This window comes from Cellulosimicrobium sp. ES-005 (assembly GCF_040448685.1).
Lineage (GTDB): Bacteria > Actinomycetota > Actinomycetes > Actinomycetales > Cellulomonadaceae > Cellulosimicrobium > Cellulosimicrobium cellulans_G.
Genome location: NZ_CP159290.1, coordinates 1386820 through 1410875 on the forward strand (window position 1 = coordinate 1386820; position 24056 = coordinate 1410875).

Sequence of the window (24056 nt, forward strand, 5' to 3'; positions counted from 1 at the left end):
CCTGTCCCGGACCGGGCCCGGCTACGCCGTCTCGGCCCAGGGCCGTCGTTCGACAGGCTCTAGGCTGGGCGCGTGACGAGGATCGTGGCGGGGACGGTAGGGGGACGCACGCTGCAGGTCCCGCCGCGCGGGACGCGGCCGACGAGCGAGCGCGTCCGCGAGGCGATCTTCTCGCGCCTCGAGCACCTGGGCGTGGTCGACGACGCGCACGTCCTCGACCTCTACGCCGGCTCGGGCGCGCTCGGTCTGGAGGCCGCGAGCCGGGGCGCCGCCGACGTGACGCTCGTCGACTCCGCCCGGGTCGCCGCCGACGTCGCCCGACGCAACGTCGCCGCCCTGGGCCTCCGCGACGTGCGGGTCGTCGCCCAGCCGGCCGAGGCGTTCGTCGCCGGCGTGGCGGCCGCCGCGGCGCAGCGCCCGGCCGGCGGGGCGGACGGAACGCCGGCCTCCGTTCGGGCGGGCCACGGCCCGTACCACCTCGTGCTCGTCGACCCGCCGTACGACGTCACCGCCGAGGCGCTGGAGCGCGTCCTCGCCCACCTCGCCGCGCCCGGCGTCCTCGACCCGGCCGCCGTCGTCGTCGTCGAGCGCTCCACCCGGACCCCGGAACCGGCCTGGCCGACAGGCTGGGAGCTCGTCGCGCGCAAGGACTACGGCGAGACGACGGTCTACTTCGTCGGCCCCGCCCTCCCGTAGCCCACCCCTGACCGCCGAGCGGGTGGTTCTGGCGCGTCCTGCGACCCGGACGCGCCGGAACCACCTGCTCGACGTGTCGGGAGGGCCTGGTCGGTGGCGAGGCGGGGGGTCAGCGGGGTGGGGCGTGGGTCTCGGAGGGGGCGAGGAGGCCGACCGGGGCGGTCGCGAGGGCGGTGGGGTCGGCCGGGTCGACGAGCGCGACGCGGTCGCCGCGCGCGGCGTCGAGCAGGCGGCGGGTCGCGGTGTCGTCGGCGAGCGTGCCCTCGCTCCCGCGGAGGTTCTCCGCGAGGAAGGCACGCAGCGGGGCTGCCGGGACGTCGTCGGCGGTGCCCTGGCCGAGCGGGAACGACACGAGCAGGAGCGCCGGGACGCGCTCGCCGCCGGGGCCGTCGCCGGGCTGGAAGTAGGGGAGGGCGAGGACGCGCGCGCCGAGCCGTGCGTAGAACCGCAGCCGCGCGACCGGGTCGCCGTGCGCCTCGCTGCCCACGTGGTGCGCGGGGTGCTCGACCTCCCCGACGACGAGCAGCGGGTCGAGCGCGCGCCAGTCGTCGAGGGCGGCGGCGACCAGCCGGGCGCCCACCCCGCCGCCGCGCCGACCCGGGGCGATCGCGAGGTAGAGGACGAGGAGGACGCGTGCGTCGGGGAACCACTCGCCGACGACGCCGGCGATGACGCGCCCGTCCTCGACCACCCCGAGGCTGCGCAGGCGCCCGGTCGCGTGGGCGTCGACGAGCTCGTCCCCGCCCATGAGCTCGGCGGGCGGGAACGACGGCGTCAGCACGTCGCGGTGGAGCGAGCGGACGAGCTCGGGCGTGGCGAGCGGGACGACGGCGGGCTCCTCGGGGGCGGTCACGCCGACCATCGTCGCGCGCGGGGCCGATCCGCGCCCGCCCGGCCGTGCCGCCGGGGTCCGCGCGCTCCCGTGTACTACCGTGACGAGGTGACCACAGCCGTCTGTCCCGGGTCGTTCGACCCGATCACCCTGGGCCACCTCGACATCGTCCGACGCGCCCGCGCGCTCTTCGACGAGGTCGTCGTCGGCGTCGCACGGAACGCGTCGAAGTCGGCGCTGCTGAGCGTCGACGAGCGCGTCGCGCTCGCCCGCGCGGCCGTCGACGACGCCGGGCTGGACGGGGTCCGCGTCGAGGTCGTGCCGGGGCTCCTGGTGGACTTCTGCCGCGAGATCGGGGCGGTCGCCGTGGTCAAGGGCCTGCGCGGTGGCGCGGACTTCGACGCCGAGCTGCCGATGGCGCTCATGAACCGGCACCTGGCGGGCGTCGAGACCGTGTTCGTCGCGGGCGACGCCGCGCTGCAGCACGTCGCGTCGTCGCTCGTGAAGGACATCGCGCGGTACGGGGGACCGGTGGACGACCTCGTCCCGCCGGGGGTGGGCGACGCCGTCCGTGCGGCGCTGGCACGGGTGCAGGGGAGCAGCAGGTGAGCACGACGGGGAGGACCGGGTACGTGAGCGAGCAGCAGGACCGGCGGGTGACGCACGAGGAGCGCGCGACGGAGGAGGCGCAGGTCGGGCTGAACGCGATCCTCGACGACCTGACGCACCTCGTGGAGACGGCGCGCGCGATGCCCATGTCGTCGTCGGTGCTGGTGCACAAGGGCGACGCGGTCGCGCTCCTGGACGAGCTGCGCGGCGCGCTGCCGGAGCAGCTCGCGCACGCGGACGAGGTGCTCGCGCAGGCGGACGCCGTGCTGGAGGACGCGCACCGGCAGGCGGAGGAGATCCTCACGACGGCGCGGGCGCGCGCGATCGAGCTCGTGCAGGCGGAGCAGGTCGTCGTGCAGGCGGAGTCACGGGCCCGGGAGATCGTCGACGAGGCCGAGGAGGCCGCGGCCGTGCTCCGACGCGACGCCGACGACTACTGCGACCGCAGGCTCGCGGACTTCGAGGTCGACCTCGGCAAGCTGCTCGCACAGGTCCAGGGCGGCCGCGCCAAGCTCGCGGACCGCCTCGGGGACCGCGTCGCCGAGCCGGAGGAGTCGCCGTTCCCGGCGACGATGCGCGAGCGCACCGGCCGCTGAGTCCCTCACCGGGCCGGCGCGGAGCGTCTGCGGTGCCGACGACCACCGGCTGCTCGGCGGCGGGCCGGGTCGTGGGCTCCCCACAGGACGTGGCAGGTGGCGGTCGGGCCGTCGCGTGACGTAAGATCGATGTTTGGCTCGGCGCGTCGCGCGTCGGCCTGTGCCTGGCAGTCGCCTCGAGCGGCCGTCGGCCCCCGACATCGTTGACCATCCGTCCGCGGGCCCCCACGCCCGCGGCCTGGCGATCCTGGAGCGCGCCATCACCGCCGAGAAGACGTCGCCGCTCGTGCTCGACACGCACGAGCTCGGTCGGCGACCCGGGAGCATGCGGACGGTCGTCGCGACCGTCCCCGCGCCCGCCGACCTCGGGACCGCGGTCATCGGCATCCCCGAGGGCAGCGAGCTCGAGCTCGACCTGCGCCTCGAGGCGGTCATGGAGGGCGTGCTGGTCTCCGGGACGGTGACGGGCCGCGCGGTCGGGGAGTGCGTGCGCTGCCTCGACACCGTCCACGAGGACGTCACGGTCGAGCTCGCGGAGCTCTTCGCCTACCCCGAGCGGGCGAAGGCCGCGGAGGAGTCGGGCGACGACCTGGAGGACGCCGAGGACGTGTACGACCTCGACGGCGACCTCGCGGACATCGAGCCCGCGCTACGGGATTCGGTCGTCACTGCACTACCATTCAGTCCGGTGTGCCGAGCGGACTGCCCGGGGCTGTGCTCCGAGTGCGGTGCGCGCCTGGCGGACGACCCGGGCCACACCCACGAACTTGTCGACCCTCGGTGGTCGGCGCTGGAGAGCATGTTCGACACCTCGAACGTGTCCGACGAGACGAAAGAGAGCTAGCCGTGGCTGTTCCGAAGCGCAAGATGTCGCGCAGCAACACCCGTGCGCGTCGTTCGCAGTGGAAGACGACCGCCGCGAACCTCACCACCTGCCCGCAGTGCAAGGGCGACAAGCTGTCGCACGCGGCGTGCCCGACGTGCGGTACCTACAAGGGCCGCCAGTACGCCGAGGCGCTGCGCACCGAGCACGCAGGCTGAGGCGCGTGGCACCGGCTGCACCGGCATCCGGTCTTCTCGAGAAGCTCGGGGTCCATCTGGACCCCGAGCTTCTCGTGCTTGCGCTCACGCACCGGTCGTTCGCGCACGAGAACGGCGGCATCCCCACGAACGAGCGTCTCGAGTTCCTCGGTGACACCGTCCTGGGCCTTGTCGTCACGGAGACCCTCTACCGCCGCCACCCCGACCTGTCCGAGGGCGAGCTCGCCAAGATGCGGGCCGCGACCGTCTCGCAGAAGTCGCTCGCCGCGATCGCGCGCCGGCTCGGCCTGGGGCAGTACGTGCTGCTCGGCAAGGGCGAGATCCGCACGCGCGGCAACGACAAGGACTCGATCCTGTCGGACACGGTCGAGGCGATCATCGGCGCGGTCTACCTGAGCCACGGGCTCGAGCCCGCACGCGGCCTCGTGCTCCGTCTCGTGGAGCCGACGCTGTCGGCCGCCGCAGGGCTCGGCGCGGGGCTGGACTGGAAGACGTCGCTCCAGGAGGCCGCCGCCGCCGCAGGGCTCAGCGCCCCCTCCTACTCGAGCGACGCCGTCGGGCCGGACCACGCGCGCGTCTTCACCTCGTACGTCCACCTCGACGGCCGGCTCTACGGGACCGGCAGCGGCACCGCGAAGAAGTACGCCGAGCAGGAGGCCGCCGAGCGGGCCTACCGCGCACTGGCGGCCGAGCGCGCGGAGCCGGAGCCGTCCGACGGGCGCGCGGCCACGACGGTGGAGGCGGCCGAGGACGCCGGTGCCTGAGCTGCCCGAGGTCGAGACCGTCCGCGACGGGCTCGGCCGCCACGTGCTGGGCTCCCGGGTCGTCGACGTTGAGGTGCTGCGCGACTACAGCGTGCGGCGCCACGACGGCGGCCCGGCCGACTTCCGGGACCAGCTCCTCGGCCAGCGGCTCGACGCCGCGGTGCGCCGCGGCAAGTTCCTCTGGCTCCCGCTCGTGCCGGGCGGGTCGACGGGCGGGCCGACGGGTGGGCCCGACGACGGCCCCGCGGCCGCGCTGCTGGCCCACCTCGGGATGTCGGGCCAGCTCCTGGTGCGCTCGGGGCCGGGCCTCGGGGAACGGTCGCCGCACCTGCGCGTGCGTCTCGTGCTCGAGCCTGACGGCGCCGGCCCGGCGGGCGCGCTCGCGCTCGACTTCGTCGACCAGCGCACGTTCGGGCACCTGTCCGTCCAGGACCTCGTGCCCACGCCCGACGGCGCGCCCGGCGGGCTCGGGGCCGACCTCGCCGCGGTGCCCGCCCCGGTCGCGCACATCGGCCGCGACCTCCTCGACCCCGCCCTGCGGCGCGACGACGTCGTCGACGCGATCCGCCGCCGTCGGACCGGCGTGAAGCGCGCGCTGCTCGACCAGACGGTCGTGTCCGGCGTCGGCAACATCTACGCCGACGAGGCGCTGTGGCGCGCCCGCCTGCATTACGCGCGCGCCACCGACACGCTGCGCCGCCCCGAGGCGTACCGCCTGCTCGACGCCGCGGCCGAGGTGATGACGGAGGCGCTCGCCCAGGGTGGGACGAGCTTCGACGCGCTCTACGTCAACGTCAACGGGCAGTCCGGCTACTTCTCGCGCTCGCTCGCGGTGTACGGGCAGGAAGGCGAGCCGTGCCCGCGCTGCGGGACGCCGGTGCGCCGAGACGAGTTCATGAACCGCTCGTCGTACACGTGCCCGCGGTGCCAGCCGCGCCCCCGCAACGGCCGCTGGTAGGTCGTCGGCCCGCCCCCGCTCCGGCGTCGGCACTCCGGTTCGTCTCGCCGTCGTCGCCGGGTCAGCGGGGGACGACGTTGCGGAGCTCGCGGCCCGCGCGGAGCGCGTCGAGGTTGGCGTTCACGAGGTCCGACGCGCGCTGGGGGCGGTTGCCCGCGACGTGCGGCGTGAGGATCAGCCGCGGCGCGTCCCACAGGGGTGACGCCTCCGGCAGGGGCTCGGTCTCCGTGACGTCGAGCGCGGCACCGCCGAGGCGGCCGTCGCGCAGGGCCGTGACGAGCGCGTCCTCGTCGACCGTGGCGCCGCGGCCGACGTTGACGAAGACCGCGTGGTCGGGGAGCTGGTCGATCCGGGCGGCGTCGAACGCGTGCCGGGTCGCGTCGAGCGCGGGGAGCAGGGAGACGAGCACGTCGGTCGAGGCGAGCACGTCGGGGAGGTCGTCGTCGGTCATGACGGGGAACCCGTGGCGCTCGCCACGGCGGCTCGCGACGCCCGTCACCTCGGCGCCCAGCGCGGCGAGCAGCGGGGCGAGCCGTGCCGCGATCGAGCCGAAACCCCAGATCGTCACGCGCGCGCCGTCGAGCGTGTACCGCGCGGCCGTCGCGGGGTCGGCCTGGGCGCGGTTCACGGCGGTGTCCCACCGGTGGTCGCGCTGCGCCGCCCCGAGCACGTCGAGCCGGCGCACGGCCGCGAGGACGAGGGCGAGCGCATGCTCGGCGACGGGACCGTCGTGCAGCGACCGCCCGGACGTGATCGGCACGTCCGGGCCGAACCCCGCGGCCAGCACCGCGTCCGGGCCCGCCGCGAGCGTCTGGACCCAGCGCAGTCGCGTGAGCCGCGCAGCGGCGTCCGCGAGGTTCGCGGGGGTGTTCGCCCACGCCACGAGCACCTCGGCGTCGGCGTCCTCGGGACCGAGCGGTGCCGCGGCGTCGTAGCGGACGACCTGGTCTCCCGGGCCGCCGCGCACGTCGAGGGCGATGGTGCTGGGCACGAGGATCTTCAATGCTGCTCCCGGGGTGGTCCGTCGAGGTCGCGGCCTCCCGGCGCGGGTCGGGCCGCCTCGCGAACGTACCACCGTGCCGTCCGGCGGGCGGCCGGCCGCCGCACGGCTGCTGCTCGGGGGCGCCTCGCCCGTCCCACCTGCGCTTCCGCAGGCGCGACCTCGCCGCCGGGGATATGTTCGCGGTGTTCCGACGACGCGCCGTCCGCGCGCCGTCCCGGTCGGCCCCGCGGGGTCACGGCTTCGGGGGTGGGGATGGGCTCGTCCACGGGCGCGCCGACGCACGCGGAGGTGCGCGCGGCGATCACGGCACGGACGCCGAAGAACTACATCACGTGGCTCACGCTCGCGTTCATGATCACGTCGTCGGTCGCGAGCCTGCGCGCCGCGCCGACGATGGCGGTCTACGGACTCGCGGCGGTGTTCCTCTACATCGTCCCGGCGCTCGTGTTCCTGCTGCCGACGTCCCTCGTGTCCGCCGAGCTCGCCTCCGGCTGGTCGGGCGGGGTGTACCGGTGGGTCGCGGACGGCGTGTCCAAGCCGCTCGGCTTCCTCGCCGTCTGGTGCCAGTTCGCGATGACGATCTTCTACTACCCGAGCCTGCTCGGGTACGTCGCGAGCACGTTCGCGTACGTCATCAACCCGAGCCTCGCCAGCAACGGGCTGTACGTGGCGATCGTCATCGTCGTGCTCTTCTGGACCGGCGTGTGGCTCTCCTCGCAGGGCACCAAGACGGTCGCCGGCCTGTCGAGCTGGGGACTCATCATCGGCACGCTCATCCCGGCCGCGATCCTCGTCGTGCTCGGCATCGTGTTCCTCGGGCAGGGCAACCCGTCGGCCGCGCCGATGGACGCGCAGCACCTGCTCCCCGCCTGGACGGGCCTCGCGTCCCTCGTGCTCATCGTCAACAACTTCCTGTCCTACGCGGGCATGGAGATGAACGCGGTCCACGTCACGAGCCTGCGCAAGCCCTCGACGGAGTTCCCGCGGTCGATGTTCCTCGCGATCGGGCTCGTGCTCGTCATCTTCATCCTCCCGGCCGTGGCGATCAGCTGGGTCATCCCGGCCGACCAGCTCAGCCTCACGGCGGGCGTCATGCAGGCGTTCGACGCGTTCTTCGCCAACTTCGGCGTGAGCTGGCTGACGCCGATCCTCGGCCTCATGCTCATCGCGGCGTCGCTCGGCGGCATGCTCACGTGGCTCGCCGGGCCGTCCAAGGGCCTGCTCACGGTCGCGCGCGAGGAGGGCTACCTCCCGCCGTTCCTCCAGCGCCTCAACAAGCACGGGGTGCAGCAGAACATCCTCGTCACCCAGGGCCTCATCACGACGGGGATCGCGCTCCTCTACGCGTTCATCCCGGACGTGTCGAGCGCCTACTGGATCCTGTCCGTCATCACGACGCAGGTGTACCTCGTCATGTACCTGCTGCTGTTCGTCGCGGCGGTGCGGCTGCGTCGTCGCGCACCCGACCACCCGCGCGGCTACCGAGCGCCCGTGCTCACGCTCCTGTGCGTCGTCGGGTTCTGCGCGTCGGTGGCCGCGATGATCATCGGGTTCGTGCCGCCGGCCCAGTTCTCCAGCGGGAACGTCGGGGTGTACGTGCTCATCGTGGGCGGCGGGCTCGGCATCATCGGCCTGCTCGTCCCGGCGCTGTTCTACCTGCTGCGCAAGCCGTCCTGGAAGGACCCGGAGGCCGCGGCCATCGCCGCCGCGGACGAGGCGGGGGAGGGCGAGGCGGCATGACCACGACGCGCCCGGACCACGTCCCCGAGCACGAGCCCGAGCCGGTCTCGTCCAAGCGGTGGGTCACGTACACCGCCGTCGCGCTGCTCCTCGTCGCGCTCGGCGCGGTCATGGTGACCGTGTTCCACGACGTGCGCACCAATCGCGACGCACGCGAGGCCGAGCAGAAGGCCGCCGAGCTGCACGACCGCTTCGCCGAGATCGGGATCACGGCCTTCAGCGAGGAGACCATCGCCGACGTCCTCGGGGACGACGGCGGCGGGTTCTGCACGGACCCGGCGGCCCTCGTCGAGGCGACGGCGAACCTCGGCGCCGCGAACGGGGCGGCCGGGCCGGGGCTGCGGCCGTCCGTCCTCGACGAGCGCCGCCTCGCGGGCGACCGGCTCGTCATCGAGGTCTACTGCCCCGACCAGCTCGACGCGTTCGACGCGTACGTCGACTCGCTCGACCTCGACCCCGGCCGCACGACCGAGCCGGGCAGCGACGCCACCGAGGGCGCCGACGCCACCCCGACCGAGGAGGACGCGTGAGCCAGCCGAGCACCGGAGCACGACCGGGCGCCACCGGGCACGTCGAGGAGGTGCGTGCCGCCGTCCAGGGCCTGGTGCCCCGTGCGCTCGACGACCTGCGCACGCTCGTCGCCATCCCGTCCGTCGCCGACGAGCGCCTCTACCCCCGTGCCGAGTGCGAGCGCGCCGCGCAGTGGGTCGCCGACGCGTTCCGCGCCGAGGGGATCGACACACGGCTCGAGGTCACGCCCGACGGGTCGCAGGTCGTGCTCGGGCACCGCCCCGGCCCCGACGGCGCGCCCACGGTGCTCCTCTACGCGCACTACGACGTGCAGCCGCCGCTCGACGACGCCGCGTGGACGACCCCGCCGTTCGAGCTCACCGAGCGCGACGGCCGGCTCTACGGGCGTGGGGCCGCCGACTGCAAGGGGAACATCGTCACCCACCTGACCGCGCTCCGGGCGCTGCGCGCGCTCGGCGGCGAGGACTACCCGGTCGGCGTCCGTCTCGTCGTCGAGGGCTCGGAGGAGCAGGGGACCGGCGGCCTCGACCGGTGGGTCGAGGCGAACCCGGGGGCGCTCGCGGCCGACGCGATGCTCGTCCAGGACACCGGCAACGCCGAGCTCGGCCTCCCGACGCTCACCGTGACGCTGCGCGGCGCGGCGAACGTCGTCGTGCACGTCGAGGCGCTCGAGGGCGAGATCCACTCGGGCATGTTCGGCGGGGCCGCGCCCGACGCCCTCGCCGCGCTCGTCGCCGTGCTCGCGAGCCTGCGCGACGAGCACGGCGACACGACGATCGACGGCGTGCCGGACGCCGTCACCCACGGGACCTGGGACGGCGTCGCGTACGACGAGGAGCAGTTCCGCCACGACGCGGGAGTGCTCGACGGCGTCGGCCTCGTCGGGACGGGCAGCGTCGCCGACCGGCTCTGGGCCCGGCCCGTGGTGACGATCCTCGGGATCGACGCCCCGAGCGTCGTCGGCTCGGCCGCGGCGATCCAGCCCCGCGCCTCGGCGCGGCTCAACCTGCGTGTCCCGCCGGGCTCCGACGCCCAGGACCTCCAGGACAAGCTCGTCGCGCACCTGGAGGCCCACGCGCCCTGGGGCGTGCGCGTCCGCGTGGAGCGCGACGCCGTCGGGCAGCCGTTCGCGGCCCGCACGAGCGGGCACGTGTTCGACACGCTCACGGCGGCGCTCGCGGACGCGTACGGGCGCGAGACGGTCACGGCGGGGCAGGGCGGCTCGATCCCGCTGTGCAACGTGCTCGCCGGGCAGTACCCGGACGCGGAGATCGTGCTGCTCGGCGTCGAGGAGCCGGCGTGCCTCATCCACGCGCCGAACGAGTCGGTCGCACCGAGCGAGATCGAGAACCTCGCGGTCGGCGAGGCGCTGTTCCTCGCGCGCCTCGGCGAAGGCTGACGGCTACCACTGACACCGGCCGAGATCGACCCGTCGGTCTCCAGATCGACCCTCGGAGGGTCGATCTCGGCCGCACGGGTCGATCTCGGGGCTACCGCGGTGCGGGCGTCTCCTGGTCGAGCGCCCACCGGTAGGCGGGGAGCCCGAGCAGCTCGGCGTGCGTCCCGCGCGCGACGACGCGCGCCGGGGCGTCGTCCGGCGCGCCGTCCGGGACACCGAGGAGCAGCACCTCGTCGACCGCCTCGAGCGCGCTGAGCCGGTGCGTCGCGAGCACGACGCCGCGTCGGCCACCTCCGGCCGACGCGCCCGCCGGCGCGCGGGTCGTCGCGACGAGGTGCCGCACGAGCGCGTCGGCGCCGGTCGCGTCGAGGTGCTCGGCCGGCTCGTCGAGCAGGAGCAGGGGCGCGGGTGACAACAACGCCCGCGCGACGAGCAGACGACGACGCTCGCCGCCGGAGACGGTCGTGGCGTCCGGGCCGAGCAGCGTCTCGACGCCGTCCGGCAGCGCGGCGAGCCAGGCGTCCAGGCCGACGTCGTGCAGCGTCGCCGCGGCCTCCTCGGCCGTGACGTCGCCTCGCGCGACGCGCAGGTTCTCCAGCACCGTCGTGTCGAACACGTGCGCGTCCTCGGCGACGAGCACGACGCCGCGCGCCGTGGCCTCGCGGGGGAGGGCGCTCACGTCGGTTCCGTCGAGCGTCACCCTCCCCGCGAGCGCGGGGACGAGCCCGGCGGCGGTCGCGAGCAGCGTCGTCTTGCCGACGCCGGACGGACCGACGACCGCGACCGCGCGCCCAGGGCGCAGGTCGAGGTCCGCCCCCGCCACGACGACGCGCGCCGCGCCCGGCCAGCCCGCCGCGACGTCGTCGAGCGCGAGCGACGCCTGCTCGGGGGACGACGGCTCCGCCGGACCGGGGACGGACGCGTCCGCGGCGGGGGCAGCCGTCGTGACGCGGGGTGCGGAGCCGTCGAGGAGCGCGACGACGCGCGCCGCGGCCTGGCGCGAGCGGTGGAGCTGGACGGCGGCGGCGGGCAGGGCGTTCGCGGCCTCGAACACCGCGAGCGGCGTGAGCACGATGACCGACAGCTCCACGGGCGCGAGCGTCCCGGCCGTCACGGCCGGGATGCCGAGCAGGAGCGACGCGAGCACGGCGAGGCCGACGGCGAGCGCCGCGATCCCGGCGGCGACCCCGGCGGGCCGGGCGCCGTCGTCGGTCACCCGGGCGAGGGCGCGGTCGCTCGCGCGGAGGTCGGCGAGGCGCGCGTCGAGGCGGCCCGAGACGGCGAGCGGGCCGGACTGCTCGAGGATCTCGAGCGTCGTCGCGGTCATCGCCGCGCGCGTCGTCGCGCCGCGCGCCTCGACCTCGCGCGCCGACCGTGCGGAGAGCCACGGCGCGACGACCGCGGCGAGGAGCAGGCACAGCGCGAGCGCGACGCCCGCGGCGGGCAGGAACGCCCCGACGAGCACCACGGATCCCACCGAGATCGCCAGCGCGACACCGGCGGGGACGAGCGCGCGCACGACGACGTCGCCCACCGCGTCGACGTCCGCCCCGACCCGCGCGAGCAGGTCTCCGCGCCGCAGCCCGACGAGCGCGCCCGGGGAGCCCTCCGCCAGTGCGGTGTACAGGTTCGCGCGCAGGGCGGCCATGCCGCGCAGCGCGACGTCGTGCGAGGCGAGGCGTTCGAGGTAGCGGAAGACGCCGCGCGAGATGCCGAACGCGCGCACGGCGACGACCGCGACCGACAGGGTGAGGACGGGAGGCATCTGCGAGGCGCGGGCGATGAGCCACGCGGCGACGGCGGCGAGGCCGACGGCGCTCCCGAGCGAGAGCGTGCCGAGCACGACGGCCCAGACGACGCGGCGCCAGCGCACGTCGAGCAGCCCGACGGCACGCCACAGCGGGTCGTTCGCGAGGCGGTCGCGGGGCCCGGTCACGGGTGCCTCCCGTCGGTCGGCGCGGCCGCGGCAGGGGCGGGCGAGGCGGCGTCCTCGTGCCGAGCGTGCTCGGGGAGGGCCGGGTCGTCGAGCGGCGTCGCGCGGACCTCGACGACCTCGTCCGCCGCCCGGACGAGCGACGCGCGGTGCGCGACGACCACGACGGTCCGGCCCTGGTCGCGGAAGGCCCGAACCGCGTCGAGCACGACCTGCTCCCCGCGCGCGTCGAGGTGCGCCGTGGGCTCGTCGAGCACGACGAGCGGGACGCGCGCGGGGTCGCCGAGCAGGGCCGCGGCGAGCGCGACCCGCTGCCGCTGGCCCACGCTCAGGCCGACGCCGCCGCGTCCCACCTCGGTGTCCCAGCCGTCGGCCAGCGTCGTGAGGACGGAGTCGAGGCCCGCGGTGCGCGCGGCACGGTCGAGGTCGGCGTCGCCCACGGGCAGGCCGCCCGCGACGACGTCGCGCAGACGTCCCGGGGCGAGCACCGGCCGCTGGGGGAGCCAGGCGACCTGGGACCAGTACGTGGCCGGGTCGAGGTCGGCGAGGTCGACCGCCCGCCCGGACGCGGTGATCGTGACGGTGCCGCGGTCGGGGCGGACGAGCCCGAGCAGGACGAGCGCCGTCGTCGTCTTCCCGGCGCCGCTGGGGCCGGTGAGGGCCACGACGCGGCCTGCGGACGTCCCGGGTGCGAGGTCCAGGTCGAGGCCGGCCGGTGCCAGCACGTCGCGGTCGCCGGCGCGGACGCTCACGCCGCGCAGGGCGATCGCCGCGCCGGCGAGCGGCGGCGCGGGGACGGTCCCGGGCTCGGTGGCCTCCTCGTCGAGGATCGCGAACGCCTGCTCGGCCGCGGCGATGCCGTCGGTCGAGGCGTGGAAGTGCAGCCCGACCTGGCGCAGCGGCAGGTACACCTCGGGCGCGAGCACGAGCACCGCGAGCGCGGGCTCGAGCTCCATGCCCCCGTGCACCAGCCTCAGTCCGACGCCCACGGCCACGACGGCCACCGACAGCGTCGTGAGGAGCTCGAGGACCATGCCGGAGAGGAAGGCGATGCGCAGCGTGCCCATGGTCGCGCGCCGGTTGGCCTCGCCGAGCGCCCGCACGCGCCGCTCGGGCCCGCGCGCGCGGCCGAACGCGAGCAGGGTCGGCAGGCCCGCGAGCAGGTCGAGCACCTGGGCGCCAAGCCGCTGCATGACGACCAGACGGCGCTCCGACGTCCCGGCGGTGAGCCGACCCACGAGGACCATGAAGAGCGGGACGAGCGGGATGGTCACGGCGACGATCACCGCCGAGACCCAGTCGAGGCCGAGCACGACGGCGAGCGTCGCGGGCGTGACCGTCGCGGCGAGAAGGAGCTGGGGCAGGTAGCGCACCATGTACGGCTCGAGTGCGTCGAGCCCGCGCGTCGCGAGCGTGGCGACCTCGGGCCCACGCCCGGACGCGAGCCACCGCGGCCCGAGGGCCACGGCGTGCGTGACGACCTGCTCGCGGAGCTCGGCCACGGTCCGGGTCGCGGCGCGCAGCGCGAACCGCTCCTGCGCCCAGGACGTCGCCGCCCGGGCCGCGACGACCCCGGCGAGCAGTCCGACCCGCGGCCCGAGGTCGGCCAGGTCGGCCGTCCCTTGGATCGCCGGCGCGAGGACCGACGCGAGGACGACCGCCTGGGCGACGACCAGGGCCGCCGTGGCGAACCCCAGCACCGCCGTCAGGACGACGTACCCTCGCGCGGCCCGCGCGTGGCGCAGGAGCCGCGGGTCGAGCGGCTTCACGCGTCTCCCGACCCGCCGGTCCCGAGGCTGCGTCCGGCCGAGCCACCGGAGGACGCACCGCCGAACGCCGCCTCGCGGACCTTCTTGAGCGAGAGGCCGACGGGCGCGGGGATGTCCTTCGTGGACAGTCGGCGGCGGAACACCCAGTAGGTCCACGACTGGTAGGCGATGACGAGCGGCGTGAGGATCACCGCGACCCACGTCATCACCGTGAGCGTGTAGTCCGTGGACGACGCGTTGTGGATCGTCAGCGAGTTCGCGGGGTCGACGGCGGGCATGACGTCGGGGTACATCGAGCCGAAGATGAGCACGACGGCCGCGACGATCGTCACGGCGGAGGCGGTGAACGCCCACCCCTCGGCGCCGCGCCGGTTGGCGACGAGCGCCGCGACGAGGCCGCCGGCCGCCACCACGACCGCGGCCCACGTCCACGGCACGGAGTACGCGACCTGCGCCCACACGGCCCAGCCGCCCGCGAGCACCAGCGCCGCGACGCCGAAGACCGAGGCGTGCTGCCGGGCCCGGGCGCGGATCTCGCCGTCGGTCTTCAGGGCGACGAACACCGAGCCGTGCAGCAGGAAGAGGCTCAGCGTGACGAGGCCGCCGAGCAGCGCGAACGGCGACAGGAGCGAGAAGAACCCGCCGACGAACTGGTGGTCGGCGTCGAGCTGCACGCCGCGCACGAGGTTGGCGAACGCGACGCCCCACAGCACGGCGGGCACCCAGGACCCGACCTGGATCGCGACGTCGCAGCGGCGCGCCCAGCCCTCGTCGCGGATCTTGCCGCGGTACTCGAACGCGACGCCGCGCACGATGAGCGCGACGAGGATGAGCAGGAGCGGCAGGTAGAAGCCGGAGAAGAGGGTCGCGTACCACTCGGGGAACGCGGCGAACGTCGCGCCGCCCGCGGTGAGCAGCCAGACCTCGTTCCCGTCCCAGACGGGGCCGATGGTGTTGATGAGGACGCGGCGCTCCTTCTCGCGGTGCTCCTTGTCCCCGCGCGGGAGGATCGACAGCAGCATGCCGACCCCGAAGTCGAAGCCCTCGAGCACGAGGTAGCCGGTCCACAGGACCGCGATGAGCACGAACCAGACGACGGCGAGATCCACGGTGGTGTTCTCCTGAGATTCTGGGCGGGTCCGGGCGCGTCAGTACGCGAAGGACAGCGGGCGGTCTGCGGCCTCGGTGCCGTCGTCGGGCGGCTCCTGCGCCTCGGGCGACTCGTCGTGCACCACCAGCGGCACGCCCTCGATCGCGTAGCGGCGCATGAGCGTGAACCAGACCGCGGCGAGCGCGCCGTAGACGAGCGTGAACACGATCATCGACGTGAGCACGACGCCGGGGCTCACCACGGTCGACACCCCCCGCTCGGTGAGCAGGCGGATCTGGTCGATGCCCGTCGGGTTCGGCGCGACGACCCACGGCTGGCGGCCCATCTCGGTGAAGATCCAGCCGAAGGAGTTCGCGAGGAACGGCATGGGGATGGCGACGAGGCCGACGCGCGCGAACCACACGTTGTCGGTGACGCGGCCCTTGCGGGTGAGCCACAGCGCCATGAGCGCGAGGAGCACGGAGCCGGCGGCCATGCCGATCATGAGCCGGAAGGACCAGTAGGTCATCGCGAGGTTCGGCGTGTACGTGACGGGGTCGCCGGCGGCCGTGACGTCGCCGTAGCGCTCGGTCATCTGCTCCTGGACGTCCTCGACGCCGGGCAGGTACGACTCGGGGCCGGAGAAGTGGCCCGTGCCGAGGTACGACGCGAGGCCGGGGATCTCGATGAGGTGCGTGACGTTCTCGCACGAGTTCGACAGGTCGCCGATCGTGAGGATGGAGAACGCGGCGCCCTCCTGCCCCTGGCACAGCGCCTCGGCCGAGGACATCTTTCCGGGCTGCTGCTCGTACATGATCTTGCCCTGGACGTCGCCGGAGACGGCGACGCCGATCCCGCCGACGAGCATCGCGATGACGCCGAGGGTGACGGCCGGGCGGTAGACGTCGCGCGCGAGCTCGACGTTCTCGGCCTTCTTGGTGCGGACCAGCCGGACCATCCACCACGCGGCGATGCCGGTGACGAACGTGCCCGCGGTGAGGAAGGTCGCCGTGATCTGGTGGGGGAAGGCGGCCCACAGGGTGTTGTTCGTGAGGACGGCGCCGATGTCGTTCATCTCGGCGCGCCCGGTCTCGGGGTTGAAGATCGCGCCCACGGGGTGCTGCATCCACGAGTTCGCGGCGAGGATGAAGAACGCGGAGAGGTTCGTCGCGATCGCGACCGCCCAGATGCACGCCAGGTGCACCTTCTTGTTGAGGCGGTCCCAGCCGAAGATCCACAGGCCCAGGAACGTCGACTCGATGAAGAACGCGGCGAGCGCCTCCATGGCGAGCGGCGCGCCGAACACGTCGCCGACGAACCGCGAGTACTCGCTCCAGTTCATGCCGAACTGGAACTCCTGCACGATGCCGGTCACGACGCCGAGCGCGAAGTTGATGAGCAGGAGCTTGCCGAAGAACTTGGTCAGGCGCAGCCACCGCTCGTTGCCGGTGCGCACCCAGGCCGTCTGCATGATCGCGACGAGGGGCGACAGGCCGATCGTCAGCGGGACGAAGATGAAGTGGTAGACGGTCGTGATGGCGAACTGCCACCGGGCGAGATCCAGGGCTTCCACGTGCGCTCCTCGGGGGGCCGACGGGTCGGCGGGCTTCAGGGGGAGGTGCTGAGCTACGGCGCCGGTCAGGACGGTCCGGGAGAGGACCGCCCGTGTCCTGACGCTAGGTCCAATCTGCCCCATCGGCAGGGCGGGAGATGACGGCAAGTGCTGAAAACACGGCGCTTGTGACTATGTTCACAAGCACGCGGGACCATGGTCCCGGTCCGGCGGGACCCGGGGCCCGGGGCGCGGTGCGTGTCGCCGGGGTTCGTTCGCGCCCCTGTGCGATACTGGGCGGAGCCGGGTGGGCTCCGCATCGCCCTCCCGACGAGCACGAGATCGCGGCACCAGCGGACCGCGGCAGTCGGAGCGCCGACCGGGGCGAAGGGCCCGGTGGCAGGCGCCCGCGCCGCGCACGCGGACCGCGGCCGTGGCCGACGACTTCCGTCGCCGGACGACGCGCTCCGGTGCGCTCGTCACGAGCGACGACCGACCGCCCCGAAGGGCCGCACGGTGCGGGGCGGTCCCTGTGGCAGCAGGAGCACGACGCGTGACGCTCGACAGCACCTCCGACAGCACCCCCTCAGAGTCGACGGCGGACGCCGCCGCGACCCAGGACCGGGCCGAGAGCCCGACCACCACCGGGCGCAAGCCCGCCCGCCGCCGCGCGACGCGCAGCGCCGCCCCGCCCCAGACGCCGGCCGTGCCGGACGGGGGCGCGACCGCCCCCACCGACGCCCCCGCGGCTCCCGCCGACGTGGCTCCCGCGGCCGACGTGGCCCCGGCTCCCGACACGGCCGAGAAGAAGCCCGCGCGCCGTTCGCGCCGCGCGACCCGCACGACGTCCGCGCCTGTCGAGCCCGCCCCGGACGCGGCCGAGGCCCCCGCGACGACCGCCACGGACGCGGCGGTGGCAGGCGCCCCCGTGGTCGCCGTCGAGGCGTCCGGCGCCGAGGCGGCACCGGAGGCGAGCGCGCCGAAGGGACGCGCGCGCACCGCGCGCCGCGCCCAGGGCGGCGCCAAGAAGGCTGCCTCCGCCCCGGCCGACGTCCCGCTCGACGTGCTCTCCGAGTTCGGGCTGAGCGCCCCGCCCGCCGCGGAGCCGGCACCCGCGACCACCGGCCCGGACGCGGACGCGCTGCTCGGCGCCCCCGACGCGCCCCGCAAGGGCAAGCGCACCCGGACGACGCGCACGACGGCCGCGGACGACGTCGCGCCCGAGGCCTCCGCGGTGGAGCCCGCCGGTCCGACCGAGCCCGCGCCGGACGCGTCCGAGGCTCCCGCGGAGAAGAAGCCCGCGCGCCGCTCGCGCCGCGCGACCTCCGCGGCCGGCGCCCCGACCACGAAGACCCCGACCACGAAGGCCCCGACCGCGACGGTCGCTGACGCGGCTCCGGCCGCGACGTCCGACGCCGACGCACCCGCGGCCGAGGCCTCCGCGCCGCCCGTCGAGCCGGACGCGCCGACCTCCGAGGAGGCGCCGAAGAAGCCCGCACGCCGCTCGCGCCGCGCCACCTCGAAGGCCGCCCCCGCCGAGGCCGCGCCCGCGCCGCAGGAGACGGCCGCGCCGACGTCGACCGCCACGCCGGCACCCACGGCCGCGCCCGAGGCGCCCGTCTCGCCCGCCGCCACCGGCGCCGGCACGAGCACGCCGCGCCTCGCGACGACCGCCCTGCTCTTCCAGGCGCCCGACCCCGCGGCCGCGCCGCGGCGTCCTCGCCGGGCCCAGAGCCCGGCCGGTCCGCCGCGCCACGTCGAGCCGACCCCCGTGGCCGAGGAGCCCCCCGCCGCGGCCGGACCGCGCGAGCGGAGGGAGCCCGCGGCGGCTCCGGTGGCGTCCGAGCGCACGGAGGACGTGACGGTCGAGATCGCCCTCACGGGCGAGGACGCCGCCGCCGTCGAGGAGATCGAGGCCATCGAGTCGGAGCTGGTCGCCGAGGGGATCGAGCTCCCCGACGACGCGTTCGGCCCGGAGGACTTCGCCGACCTGGACGAGGGCGCGCCCGACGGCACCGAGGACCAGGCCGCGTCCGACGACGCGGAGTCCGGTCCCCGGCGCCGCCGTCGCCGCGGTGGCCGCGGTCGCCGCGGTCGCCCGGACACCGGTCGCGACCAGGACGAGAACGACGAGACCCCCGCCGAGGGCGACGAGCCGGTCGACTCCGGCGCGGCCGCCGACGCCGACGAGCCCGAGCACGACGCTGCCGACGCCGAGCCCGGCGAGGACGAGGCGGGCAGCAGCCGCCGTCGGCGTCGCCGCCGCCGCGGTGGGCGGGGCGAGAGCGGCGAGAGCTCCTCGACGCGTTCGCGGCCGCGCGAGCGCAGCCTGGCCGACGAGGTCACGGCGCTCAAGGGCTCGACCCGCCTCGAGGCGAAGCGCCAGCGGCGCCGCGAGGGCCGCGACGCCGGTCGCCGCCGCCAGATCATCACCGAGGCGGAGTTCCTCGCGCGCCGCGAGTCGGTCGAGCGGTCGATGGTCGTGCGCGAGCGCGCGGGCCGCACGCAGATCGCCGTGCTCGAGGACGGCGTGCTCGTCGAGCACTACGTCTCCCAGCAGTCGCAGGCGTCCATGGCGGGCAACGTCTATCTGGGCCGCGTCCAGAACGTGCTGCCCAGCATGGAGGCCGCGTTCATCGACGTCGGCAAGGGCCGCAACGCGGTGCTGTACGCGGGCGAGGTCAACTGGGACGCGGCAGGGCTCGAGGGCCAGCCGCGACGCATCGAGCAGGCGCTCAAGTCGGGCGACTCCGTGCTCGTGCAGGTGACCAAGGACCCGATCGGGCACAAGGGCGCGCGTCTCACGTCGCAGATCACGCTCGCGGGCCGCTACCTCGTGTTCGTCCCGGGCGGCGGCATGACGGGCATCAGCCGCAAGCTCCCGGACACCGAGCGCAACCGCCTGAAGAAGATCCTCAAGGAGGTCGTGCCCGACGGCGCGGGCGTCATCGTGCGCACCGCGGCCGAGGGGGCGAGCGAGGAGGAGCTGCGCGCCGACGTCGAGCGCCTGCGCGGCCAGTGGGAGGCCATCGAGAAGAAGTCGAAGACGGCGTCGGCCCCCGCCCTGCTCCAGGGCGAGCCCGACCTCGCGATCCGCGTGGTCCGCGACATCTTCAACGACGACTTCAGCTCGCTCGTCGTCGAGGGCGACGGGGCGTGGAGCGAGATCTCCTCGTACGTCGAGGAGCTCGCCCCCGACCTGCGCGAGCGCGTCTCGAAGTGGACGGGCACGCAGGACGTCTTCACGGTCCACCGGGTCGACGAGCAGCTCGCCAAGGGCATGGACCGCAAGGTCTGGCTGCCCTCCGGCGGCTCGCTCGTCATCGACCGCACCGAGGCGATGACCGTCGTCGACGTCAACACGGGCAAGTTCACCGGCTCGGGGGGCACGCTCGAGGAGACGGTGACGCGCAACAACCTGGAGGCGGCCGAGGAGATCGTGCGCCAGCTCCGGCTGCGCGACATCGGCGGCATCATCGTCATCGACTTCATCGACATGGTGCTCGAGTCGAACCGCGATCTCGTGCTGCGTCGTCTCGTCGAGTGCCTGGGCCGCGACCGCACCAAGCACCAGGTCGCCGAGGTCACGTCGCTCGGGCTCGTGCAGATGACGCGCAAGCGCGTCGGCCAGGGCCTGGTCGAGGCGTTCAGCGAGACGTGCGAGCACTGCCACGGGCGCGGGTTCATCGTGCACACCGACCCGATCGAGAAGTCCGGCGGCAACGGCCGCGGGGGGCACGACCACGGCGGTGGCGCCGCCACCCCGGCTGCCGCCGAGGAGCCGGCCGAGGCCGGCCGCTCGCGGTCTCGCCGCAAGCGCGGCTCGGGCTCGGGTGCCGCGGCGGCCAAGGACGTCCCGATCACGCTCCCGCAGCCGGCGGTACCGGTCCTGCCGGAGGTGACGTCCGAGGCCCGCGCGGCCGTGAAGGCCACGCTCGCCACGATCGCGGCGGCGGCGGCGCACGCCCACGAGCACGAGCACGACGGCGCGGACTCCGCGCCGGTCCCGGGCGACGAGGCGCACGCGGAGCCCGGCGAGGAGTGACGGGCACAGCGCCCGGCGGCGTGCCGCTGTACGCCGCCGGGGCGCGCGCCCGCCTGCGCGGGTGGCGCGCGGACGACCTCGCCGCGTACCGCGAGTGGCTGCGCCCGGTGCACGAGTGGCACCGGTGGGACGGCCCGTACTACCCGGTGCCCGACGACGCCGCGTCCGACGCGGCGGTCGCACGCCTCGCGCGCGCCGCCGCCGCGCAGGCCGCCCGCCCGGGCGGGCTGGACGACGACGGGCTCCCGCCCCGGCGCGTCGTCGTCGCCGACGAGGAGGACCGGCTCGTCGGGACGTGCTCCTGGTACTGGGAGTCCGCGGAGACGCAGTGGGCGCGCGTGGGGATCGGCCTGTACGACCCCGCGGTGCGCGGGCGCGGACTCGGTCGCGACGCGCTCGGCGCGTGGATCACGTACCTCTTCTCGGTGACCGACTGGGTCCGGCTCGACCTCGCGACGTGGTCCGGGAACGCCGCGATGCTGGGCGCCGGTCGAGCGCTCGGCCTCGTGGAGGAGGGCCGGTTCTGCGACGCCCGCGTCGTCGACGGCGCCCGGTACGACGCGGTCGTCCTGGGCGTCCTGCGCCGGGAGTGGGCCGCGCGGGCCTGACCGTTCCGGGTCGTCTTCGTCCGCGTCACCCGCACCTGGCATCATGCCGCCATGGGTTACGACCTCTCGGGCCGCCTCGTCGTCGGCGTCGCCTCCTCCGCACTGTTCGACCTCACCGAGTCCGACCGCGTGTTCCGCACGCAGGGGGAGGCGGCGTACCGCGACTTCCAGGAGCGTCACCGCGACGACGCGCTGGCCCCGGGCGTCGCCTTCGGGTTCGTGCGCCGCCTGCTCGCGCTGAACGACCTGGCGCCGTCGGCCGACGACCCGCTCGTCGAGGTCATCGTCATGTCGCGCAACTCGCCGGAGACGGGCCTGCGCGTCATGCGCTCGATCCGGCACCACGAGCTCGACATCACGCGGGCCGTGTTCCGCCAGGGCCGCAGCCCGCACGAGTTCATCCGTCCGCTGCACGTGGACCTGTTCCTCTCGGCCGACGAGCGGTCCGTGCGCGACGCGGTCGACCTCGGCCTGCCGGCCGGGTACGTGCTGGACCCGACGTTCGCGGACGAGGCGGGCGACGAGCTGCGCATCGCGTTCGACTTCGACGGCGTCCTCGCGGACGACTCGTCGGAGCGCCGGTTCCAGGACGGCGGCCTCGCGTCGTTCCGCGAGCACGAGGAGCTCAACGCCGACGTCCCGCTCGGGCGCGGCCCGCTGCGCGAGCTCCTCGTGGGCATCCACCGGGTGCAGGTCGTCGAGCGGGAGCGGCACGCGGCCGACGCGTCGTACCGGCCGCGCGTGCACGTCTCCCTCGTCACGGCGCGCTCGGCCCCGGCCCACGAGCGCGCGGTCGCGACTCTGTCGTCGTGGGGCGTGACCGTCGACGACGCGTTCTTCCTCGGCGGCGTGGACAAGGACGGCGTCCTCGAGGTGCTGCGCCCGCACATCTTCTTCGACGACCAGCGCGCCGTCGTCGAGGCCACCCGCCGGGTCGCCCCGTCGGTGCACGTGCCGTACGGCGAGCTCAACCGGGGGATCCTGCCGGCAGACCCGGCGGTCGACGATCGGCGGACCCTTCCGGCGGACGCCGTGCCTCCTGCCCCGACGCGCCGCGAGGCCGCGACGCCGCCGGCCCCCGCTGCACCGGCGGCCGAGCACGACGCCGAGGACGAGCCGGCGCGGGAGCGCGCCGAGGAGCCGACCCGACCGGCGGGCACGGGTACGCGCGAGCTCCCGCTCGTGCGGTCGGTCCCGGGCATCGGTGGGGCGGGCCTCGTCGGAATCGCCGCCGGGGCCACCGTCGCGCCGGTCGCGGAGCCGGCGCGCGAGGCCGAGCGACGCGACCCGGCCCCCGCCCCGACGGCTCCGGCCGCCCCGGCGGACGGCGGGGCGGCCGCGCCTCCGACGGCGAGCCCGGAGGCCACAGGCCGCCCGTCCGGGGCCGAGGACCCGGGGTCCACGGGGACCACGCTGCTCAGCCGTCGCGACGCCGGTCGCGCGGGCGCGCCCGACCGCGTGTCGGTGCTCGGCCCGGCGGGGGAGCCCAAGCCGCTCCCCGTGCGTCCGTCGTCGAACGGATCGGCCCGGCACCACTGACCCGGGCGCCGGTCCCGCGTCGCGCGGTGCCGGTGCCGGGATGGTTCACTGCTCGCATGAGCGGCGCCGCGCGAGTCCCGGACGCCTCCCGCGCGGGCGGGCGGGTCGAGGTGGTGTGCGGCCCGATGTTCGCGGGCAAGACCGAGGAGCTGCTCCGTCGGGTCCGCCGCGCCGAGGTCGCGGGGCGACGGGTCGAGGTCGTCGGTCATGTCCTCGACACCCGGCGCGGGACGGGCACGGTGAGCTCGCACTCCGGTCTGGCGATCCCGTCGCGGACCGCCCACGACGCGGCCGACCTCGCGCGCCTGGTGCGTGACGGCGGACCGCTCGACCTCGTCGCGGTCGACGAGGCCCACTTCTTCGGGCCCGACCTGGTCGACGTCGTGCAGCGCCTCGCGGACGACGGGCTCGTGGTCGTCGTCGCCGGTCTCGACGTGACGTTCGACGCACGCCCGTTCGAGCCGCTGCCCACGCTCGCCGCGCTCGCCGAGCGCGTCGACAAGCTCACCGCGGTGTGCGCGGTGTGCGGTGAGGACGCGGCGTTCCACGTGCGGGTGGTGCCGGAGACGACGGCGGAGGGCGGCAGGCCTCGCGACCCGCTGGTCCCCGTCGCCGCCCACGTCGGCGGGGCCGAGAGCTACGAGGCGCGCTGCCGGGCGCACCTGCCGGCGGCCCCGTGGCGGGCTCAGGCGGGCGGCTCCTCGACGAGCGGGACGAACGAGTAGGAGCCGTGCTCGCTGAGCCGGACGCCACCGGGCTCGCTCGGCTCGGCCTCGACGAGCACCATCGTGTGCCGGACCGGGACGACCATCCGGCCGCCCGGCGCGAGCTGCTCCACGAGGGCCTGGGGGAGCGCGTCGGCCGCGGCGGAGACGAGGATCCGGTCGTACCGCTCGCCCGGCGTGCCGAGCGCTCCGCGCGACGCCGTGACGATGCGCGCCCACGGGGCGCGGCGGGTCGCGAGGTTCGTCGCCCCCCACGCGGCGAGGTCGGGGTCGCGCTCGACGCCCAGCACGTGTCCCTCCGGGCCGACGAGCACGGCGAGCAGCGCCGTCGTCCATCCCGAGCCGGCCCCGACGTCGAGCACCCGGGCCCCGGGGCCGACGTCCAGCAGCCGCAGCATCGCCGCGACGGTCGACGGCTGCGAGTTCGTCTGGCCGTGCCCGATCGCGAGCGGGCGGTCCTGGCCCGCCCAGCGCCGTTGCGCGCGAGGGAGGAACGCGCGGCGGTCGACGGCGCGCATCGCGGCGGCGACGGCGTCGTGCCCGCGACCGTCGACCCCGTCGTGCGGGCGTACCGGGCGCATGCGACCACCTCCGCCGCCAGCGTACGCACGGCCGCGCGCGGCCCG

General features: G+C 75.5%; 21 protein-coding genes. 14 read left to right on the forward strand and 7 right to left on the reverse strand.

Translation table 11 applies throughout. The features are described 5' to 3' along the window. Positions 1 to 72: 72 nt before the first annotated feature. A complete protein-coding gene (gene rsmD / locus ABRQ22_RS05875) occupies positions 73 to 696 on the forward strand; it encodes a 16S rRNA (guanine(966)-N(2))-methyltransferase RsmD (RefSeq protein WP_253050473.1) in 624 nt (207 codons plus the stop codon). A 109-nt stretch (positions 697 to 805) separates the two neighbouring features. Here rsmD and ABRQ22_RS05880 read toward each other — a convergent pair whose 3' ends face one another. After that, the gene (locus tag ABRQ22_RS05880; protein WP_353708881.1) at positions 806 to 1549 is read right to left on the reverse strand and encodes a GNAT family N-acetyltransferase; all 744 of its coding nucleotides are present in this window, start codon (positions 1547 to 1549) and stop codon (positions 806 to 808) included. Positions 1550 to 1636: 87 nt separating this feature from the next. Here ABRQ22_RS05880 and coaD point away from each other — a divergent pair, with 87 nt between their 5' ends. From coaD to mutM, 6 genes are all read left to right on the forward strand, one after another. Continuing rightward, entirely contained in the window at positions 1637 to 2137 is a 501-nt protein-coding gene (gene coaD / locus ABRQ22_RS05885; RefSeq protein ID WP_253050469.1) for a pantetheine-phosphate adenylyltransferase, read from the forward strand. 23 nt (positions 2138 to 2160) lie between these two features. Then, positions 2161 to 2733 (forward strand): hypothetical protein, encoded by a 573-nt coding sequence (locus ABRQ22_RS05890; protein WP_308202259.1) that lies wholly within the window; start codon positions 2161 to 2163, stop codon positions 2731 to 2733. A 247-nt stretch (positions 2734 to 2980) separates the two neighbouring features. Then, positions 2981 to 3577: a YceD family protein gene (locus tag ABRQ22_RS05895; protein WP_353709508.1), complete on the forward strand. Its 597-nt coding sequence runs from the start codon at positions 2981 to 2983 to the stop codon at positions 3575 to 3577. A gap of 2 nt (positions 3578 to 3579) precedes the next feature. Then, positions 3580 to 3774 (forward strand): 50S ribosomal protein L32, encoded by a 195-nt coding sequence (gene rpmF / locus ABRQ22_RS05900; RefSeq protein ID WP_021482203.1) that lies wholly within the window; start codon positions 3580 to 3582, stop codon positions 3772 to 3774. 5 nt (positions 3775 to 3779) lie between these two features. After that, positions 3780 to 4538 (forward strand): ribonuclease III, encoded by a 759-nt coding sequence (gene rnc, locus ABRQ22_RS05905; protein WP_253050467.1) that lies wholly within the window; start codon positions 3780 to 3782, stop codon positions 4536 to 4538. Next, complete coding sequence (gene mutM / locus ABRQ22_RS05910) at positions 4531 to 5496, forward strand: bifunctional DNA-formamidopyrimidine glycosylase/DNA-(apurinic or apyrimidinic site) lyase (protein WP_353708882.1); 966 nt, start codon at positions 4531 to 4533, stop codon at positions 5494 to 5496. Before rnc ends, mutM begins: the two co-directional genes overlap by 8 nt. A 61-nt stretch (positions 5497 to 5557) precedes the next feature. Here the strand turns inward: mutM and ABRQ22_RS05915 are convergent, their stop codons facing one another. Beyond that, complete coding sequence (locus ABRQ22_RS05915) at positions 5558 to 6499, reverse strand: NAD(P)-dependent oxidoreductase (protein WP_353708883.1); 942 nt, start codon at positions 6497 to 6499, stop codon at positions 5558 to 5560. A gap of 252 nt (positions 6500 to 6751) precedes the next feature. Here ABRQ22_RS05915 and ABRQ22_RS05920 point away from each other — a divergent pair, with 252 nt between their 5' ends. Genes ABRQ22_RS05920 through ABRQ22_RS05930 form a run of 3 tightly spaced genes read left to right on the forward strand, consistent with a single transcriptional unit; the run spans position 6752 to position 10169 of the window. Next, positions 6752 to 8239 carry an APC family permease gene (locus tag ABRQ22_RS05920; RefSeq protein WP_253050461.1) on the forward strand — a complete coding sequence of 496 codons (1488 nt, stop codon included), beginning with the start codon at positions 6752 to 6754 and terminating at the stop codon, positions 8237 to 8239. Beyond that, entirely contained in the window at positions 8236 to 8769 is a 534-nt protein-coding gene (locus ABRQ22_RS05925; RefSeq protein ID WP_353708884.1) for a hypothetical protein, read from the forward strand. Before ABRQ22_RS05920 ends, ABRQ22_RS05925 begins: the two co-directional genes overlap by 4 nt. Next, complete coding sequence (locus tag ABRQ22_RS05930; protein WP_353708885.1) at positions 8766 to 10169, forward strand: dipeptidase; 1404 nt, start codon at positions 8766 to 8768, stop codon at positions 10167 to 10169. The genes ABRQ22_RS05925 and ABRQ22_RS05930 overlap by 4 nt, the downstream gene beginning before the upstream one ends. Before the next feature lie 91 nt (positions 10170 to 10260). On the opposite strand, the gene cydC is transcribed toward ABRQ22_RS05930, so the two are convergent. From cydC to ABRQ22_RS05950, 4 genes are read right to left on the reverse strand one after another with little or no spacing between them, the layout of a single operon-like run. Continuing rightward, positions 10261 to 12105: a thiol reductant ABC exporter subunit CydC gene (gene cydC, locus ABRQ22_RS05935; protein ID WP_353708886.1), complete on the reverse strand. Its 1845-nt coding sequence runs from the start codon at positions 12103 to 12105 to the stop codon at positions 10261 to 10263. Then, positions 12102 to 13871 (reverse strand): thiol reductant ABC exporter subunit CydD, encoded by a 1770-nt coding sequence (cydD, locus tag ABRQ22_RS05940; RefSeq protein ID WP_353708887.1) that lies wholly within the window; start codon positions 13869 to 13871, stop codon positions 12102 to 12104. Before cydD ends, cydC begins: the two co-directional genes overlap by 4 nt. Further along, positions 13868 to 14980: a cytochrome d ubiquinol oxidase subunit II gene (gene cydB, locus ABRQ22_RS05945; protein WP_353708888.1), complete on the reverse strand. Its 1113-nt coding sequence runs from the start codon at positions 14978 to 14980 to the stop codon at positions 13868 to 13870. Before cydB ends, cydD begins: the two co-directional genes overlap by 4 nt. A gap of 39 nt (positions 14981 to 15019) precedes the next feature. Continuing rightward, positions 15020 to 16534, reverse strand: a complete 1515-nt coding sequence (locus tag ABRQ22_RS05950; protein ID WP_253050450.1) for a cytochrome ubiquinol oxidase subunit I — start codon at positions 16532 to 16534, stop codon at positions 15020 to 15022. 532 nt (positions 16535 to 17066) lie between these two features. Here ABRQ22_RS05950 and ABRQ22_RS05955 point away from each other — a divergent pair. From ABRQ22_RS05955 to ABRQ22_RS05970, 4 genes are read left to right on the forward strand one after another with little or no spacing between them, the layout of a single operon-like run. Further along, complete coding sequence (locus ABRQ22_RS05955) at positions 17067 to 20558, forward strand: Rne/Rng family ribonuclease (protein ID WP_353708889.1); 3492 nt, start codon at positions 17067 to 17069, stop codon at positions 20556 to 20558. Further along, on the forward strand, positions 20555 to 21166 hold the full coding sequence (locus ABRQ22_RS05960) for a GNAT family protein (RefSeq protein WP_353708890.1): 612 nt from the start codon (positions 20555 to 20557) through the stop codon (positions 21164 to 21166). The genes ABRQ22_RS05955 and ABRQ22_RS05960 overlap by 4 nt, the downstream gene beginning before the upstream one ends. 51 nt (positions 21167 to 21217) lie before the next feature. Beyond that, positions 21218 to 22705: a 5'-nucleotidase gene (locus ABRQ22_RS05965; RefSeq protein ID WP_253050446.1), complete on the forward strand. Its 1488-nt coding sequence runs from the start codon at positions 21218 to 21220 to the stop codon at positions 22703 to 22705. A 56-nt stretch (positions 22706 to 22761) separates the two neighbouring features. Continuing rightward, the gene (locus ABRQ22_RS05970) at positions 22762 to 23430 is read left to right on the forward strand and encodes a thymidine kinase (protein ID WP_253050444.1); all 669 of its coding nucleotides are present in this window, start codon (positions 22762 to 22764) and stop codon (positions 23428 to 23430) included. Here ABRQ22_RS05970 and ABRQ22_RS05975 read toward each other — a convergent pair. Then, positions 23391 to 24011, reverse strand: coding sequence for a protein-L-isoaspartate O-methyltransferase (locus ABRQ22_RS05975; RefSeq protein ID WP_253050442.1), 621 nt, complete (start codon positions 24009 to 24011; stop codon positions 23391 to 23393). The genes ABRQ22_RS05970 and ABRQ22_RS05975 overlap by 40 nt on opposite strands. Positions 24012 to 24056: the final 45 nt, after the last annotated feature.

Excerpts from the sequence above, each read along its gene's own strand:
- ABRQ22_RS05975 (WP_253050442.1), bottom strand. The coding sequence starts at position 24,011 with ATGCGCCCGGTACGCCCGCACGACGGGGTCGACGGTCGCGGGCACGAC.
- ABRQ22_RS05965 (WP_253050446.1), top strand. The coding sequence starts at position 21,218 with ATGGGTTACGACCTCTCGGGCCGCCTCGTCGTCGGCGTCGCCTCCTCC.
- ABRQ22_RS05925 (WP_353708884.1), top strand. The coding sequence starts at position 8,236 with ATGACCACGACGCGCCCGGACCACGTCCCCGAGCACGAGCCCGAGCCG.
- ABRQ22_RS05970 (WP_253050444.1), top strand. The coding sequence starts at position 22,762 with ATGAGCGGCGCCGCGCGAGTCCCGGACGCCTCCCGCGCGGGCGGGCGG.
- ABRQ22_RS05920 (WP_253050461.1), top strand. The coding sequence starts at position 6,752 with ATGGGCTCGTCCACGGGCGCGCCGACGCACGCGGAGGTGCGCGCGGCG.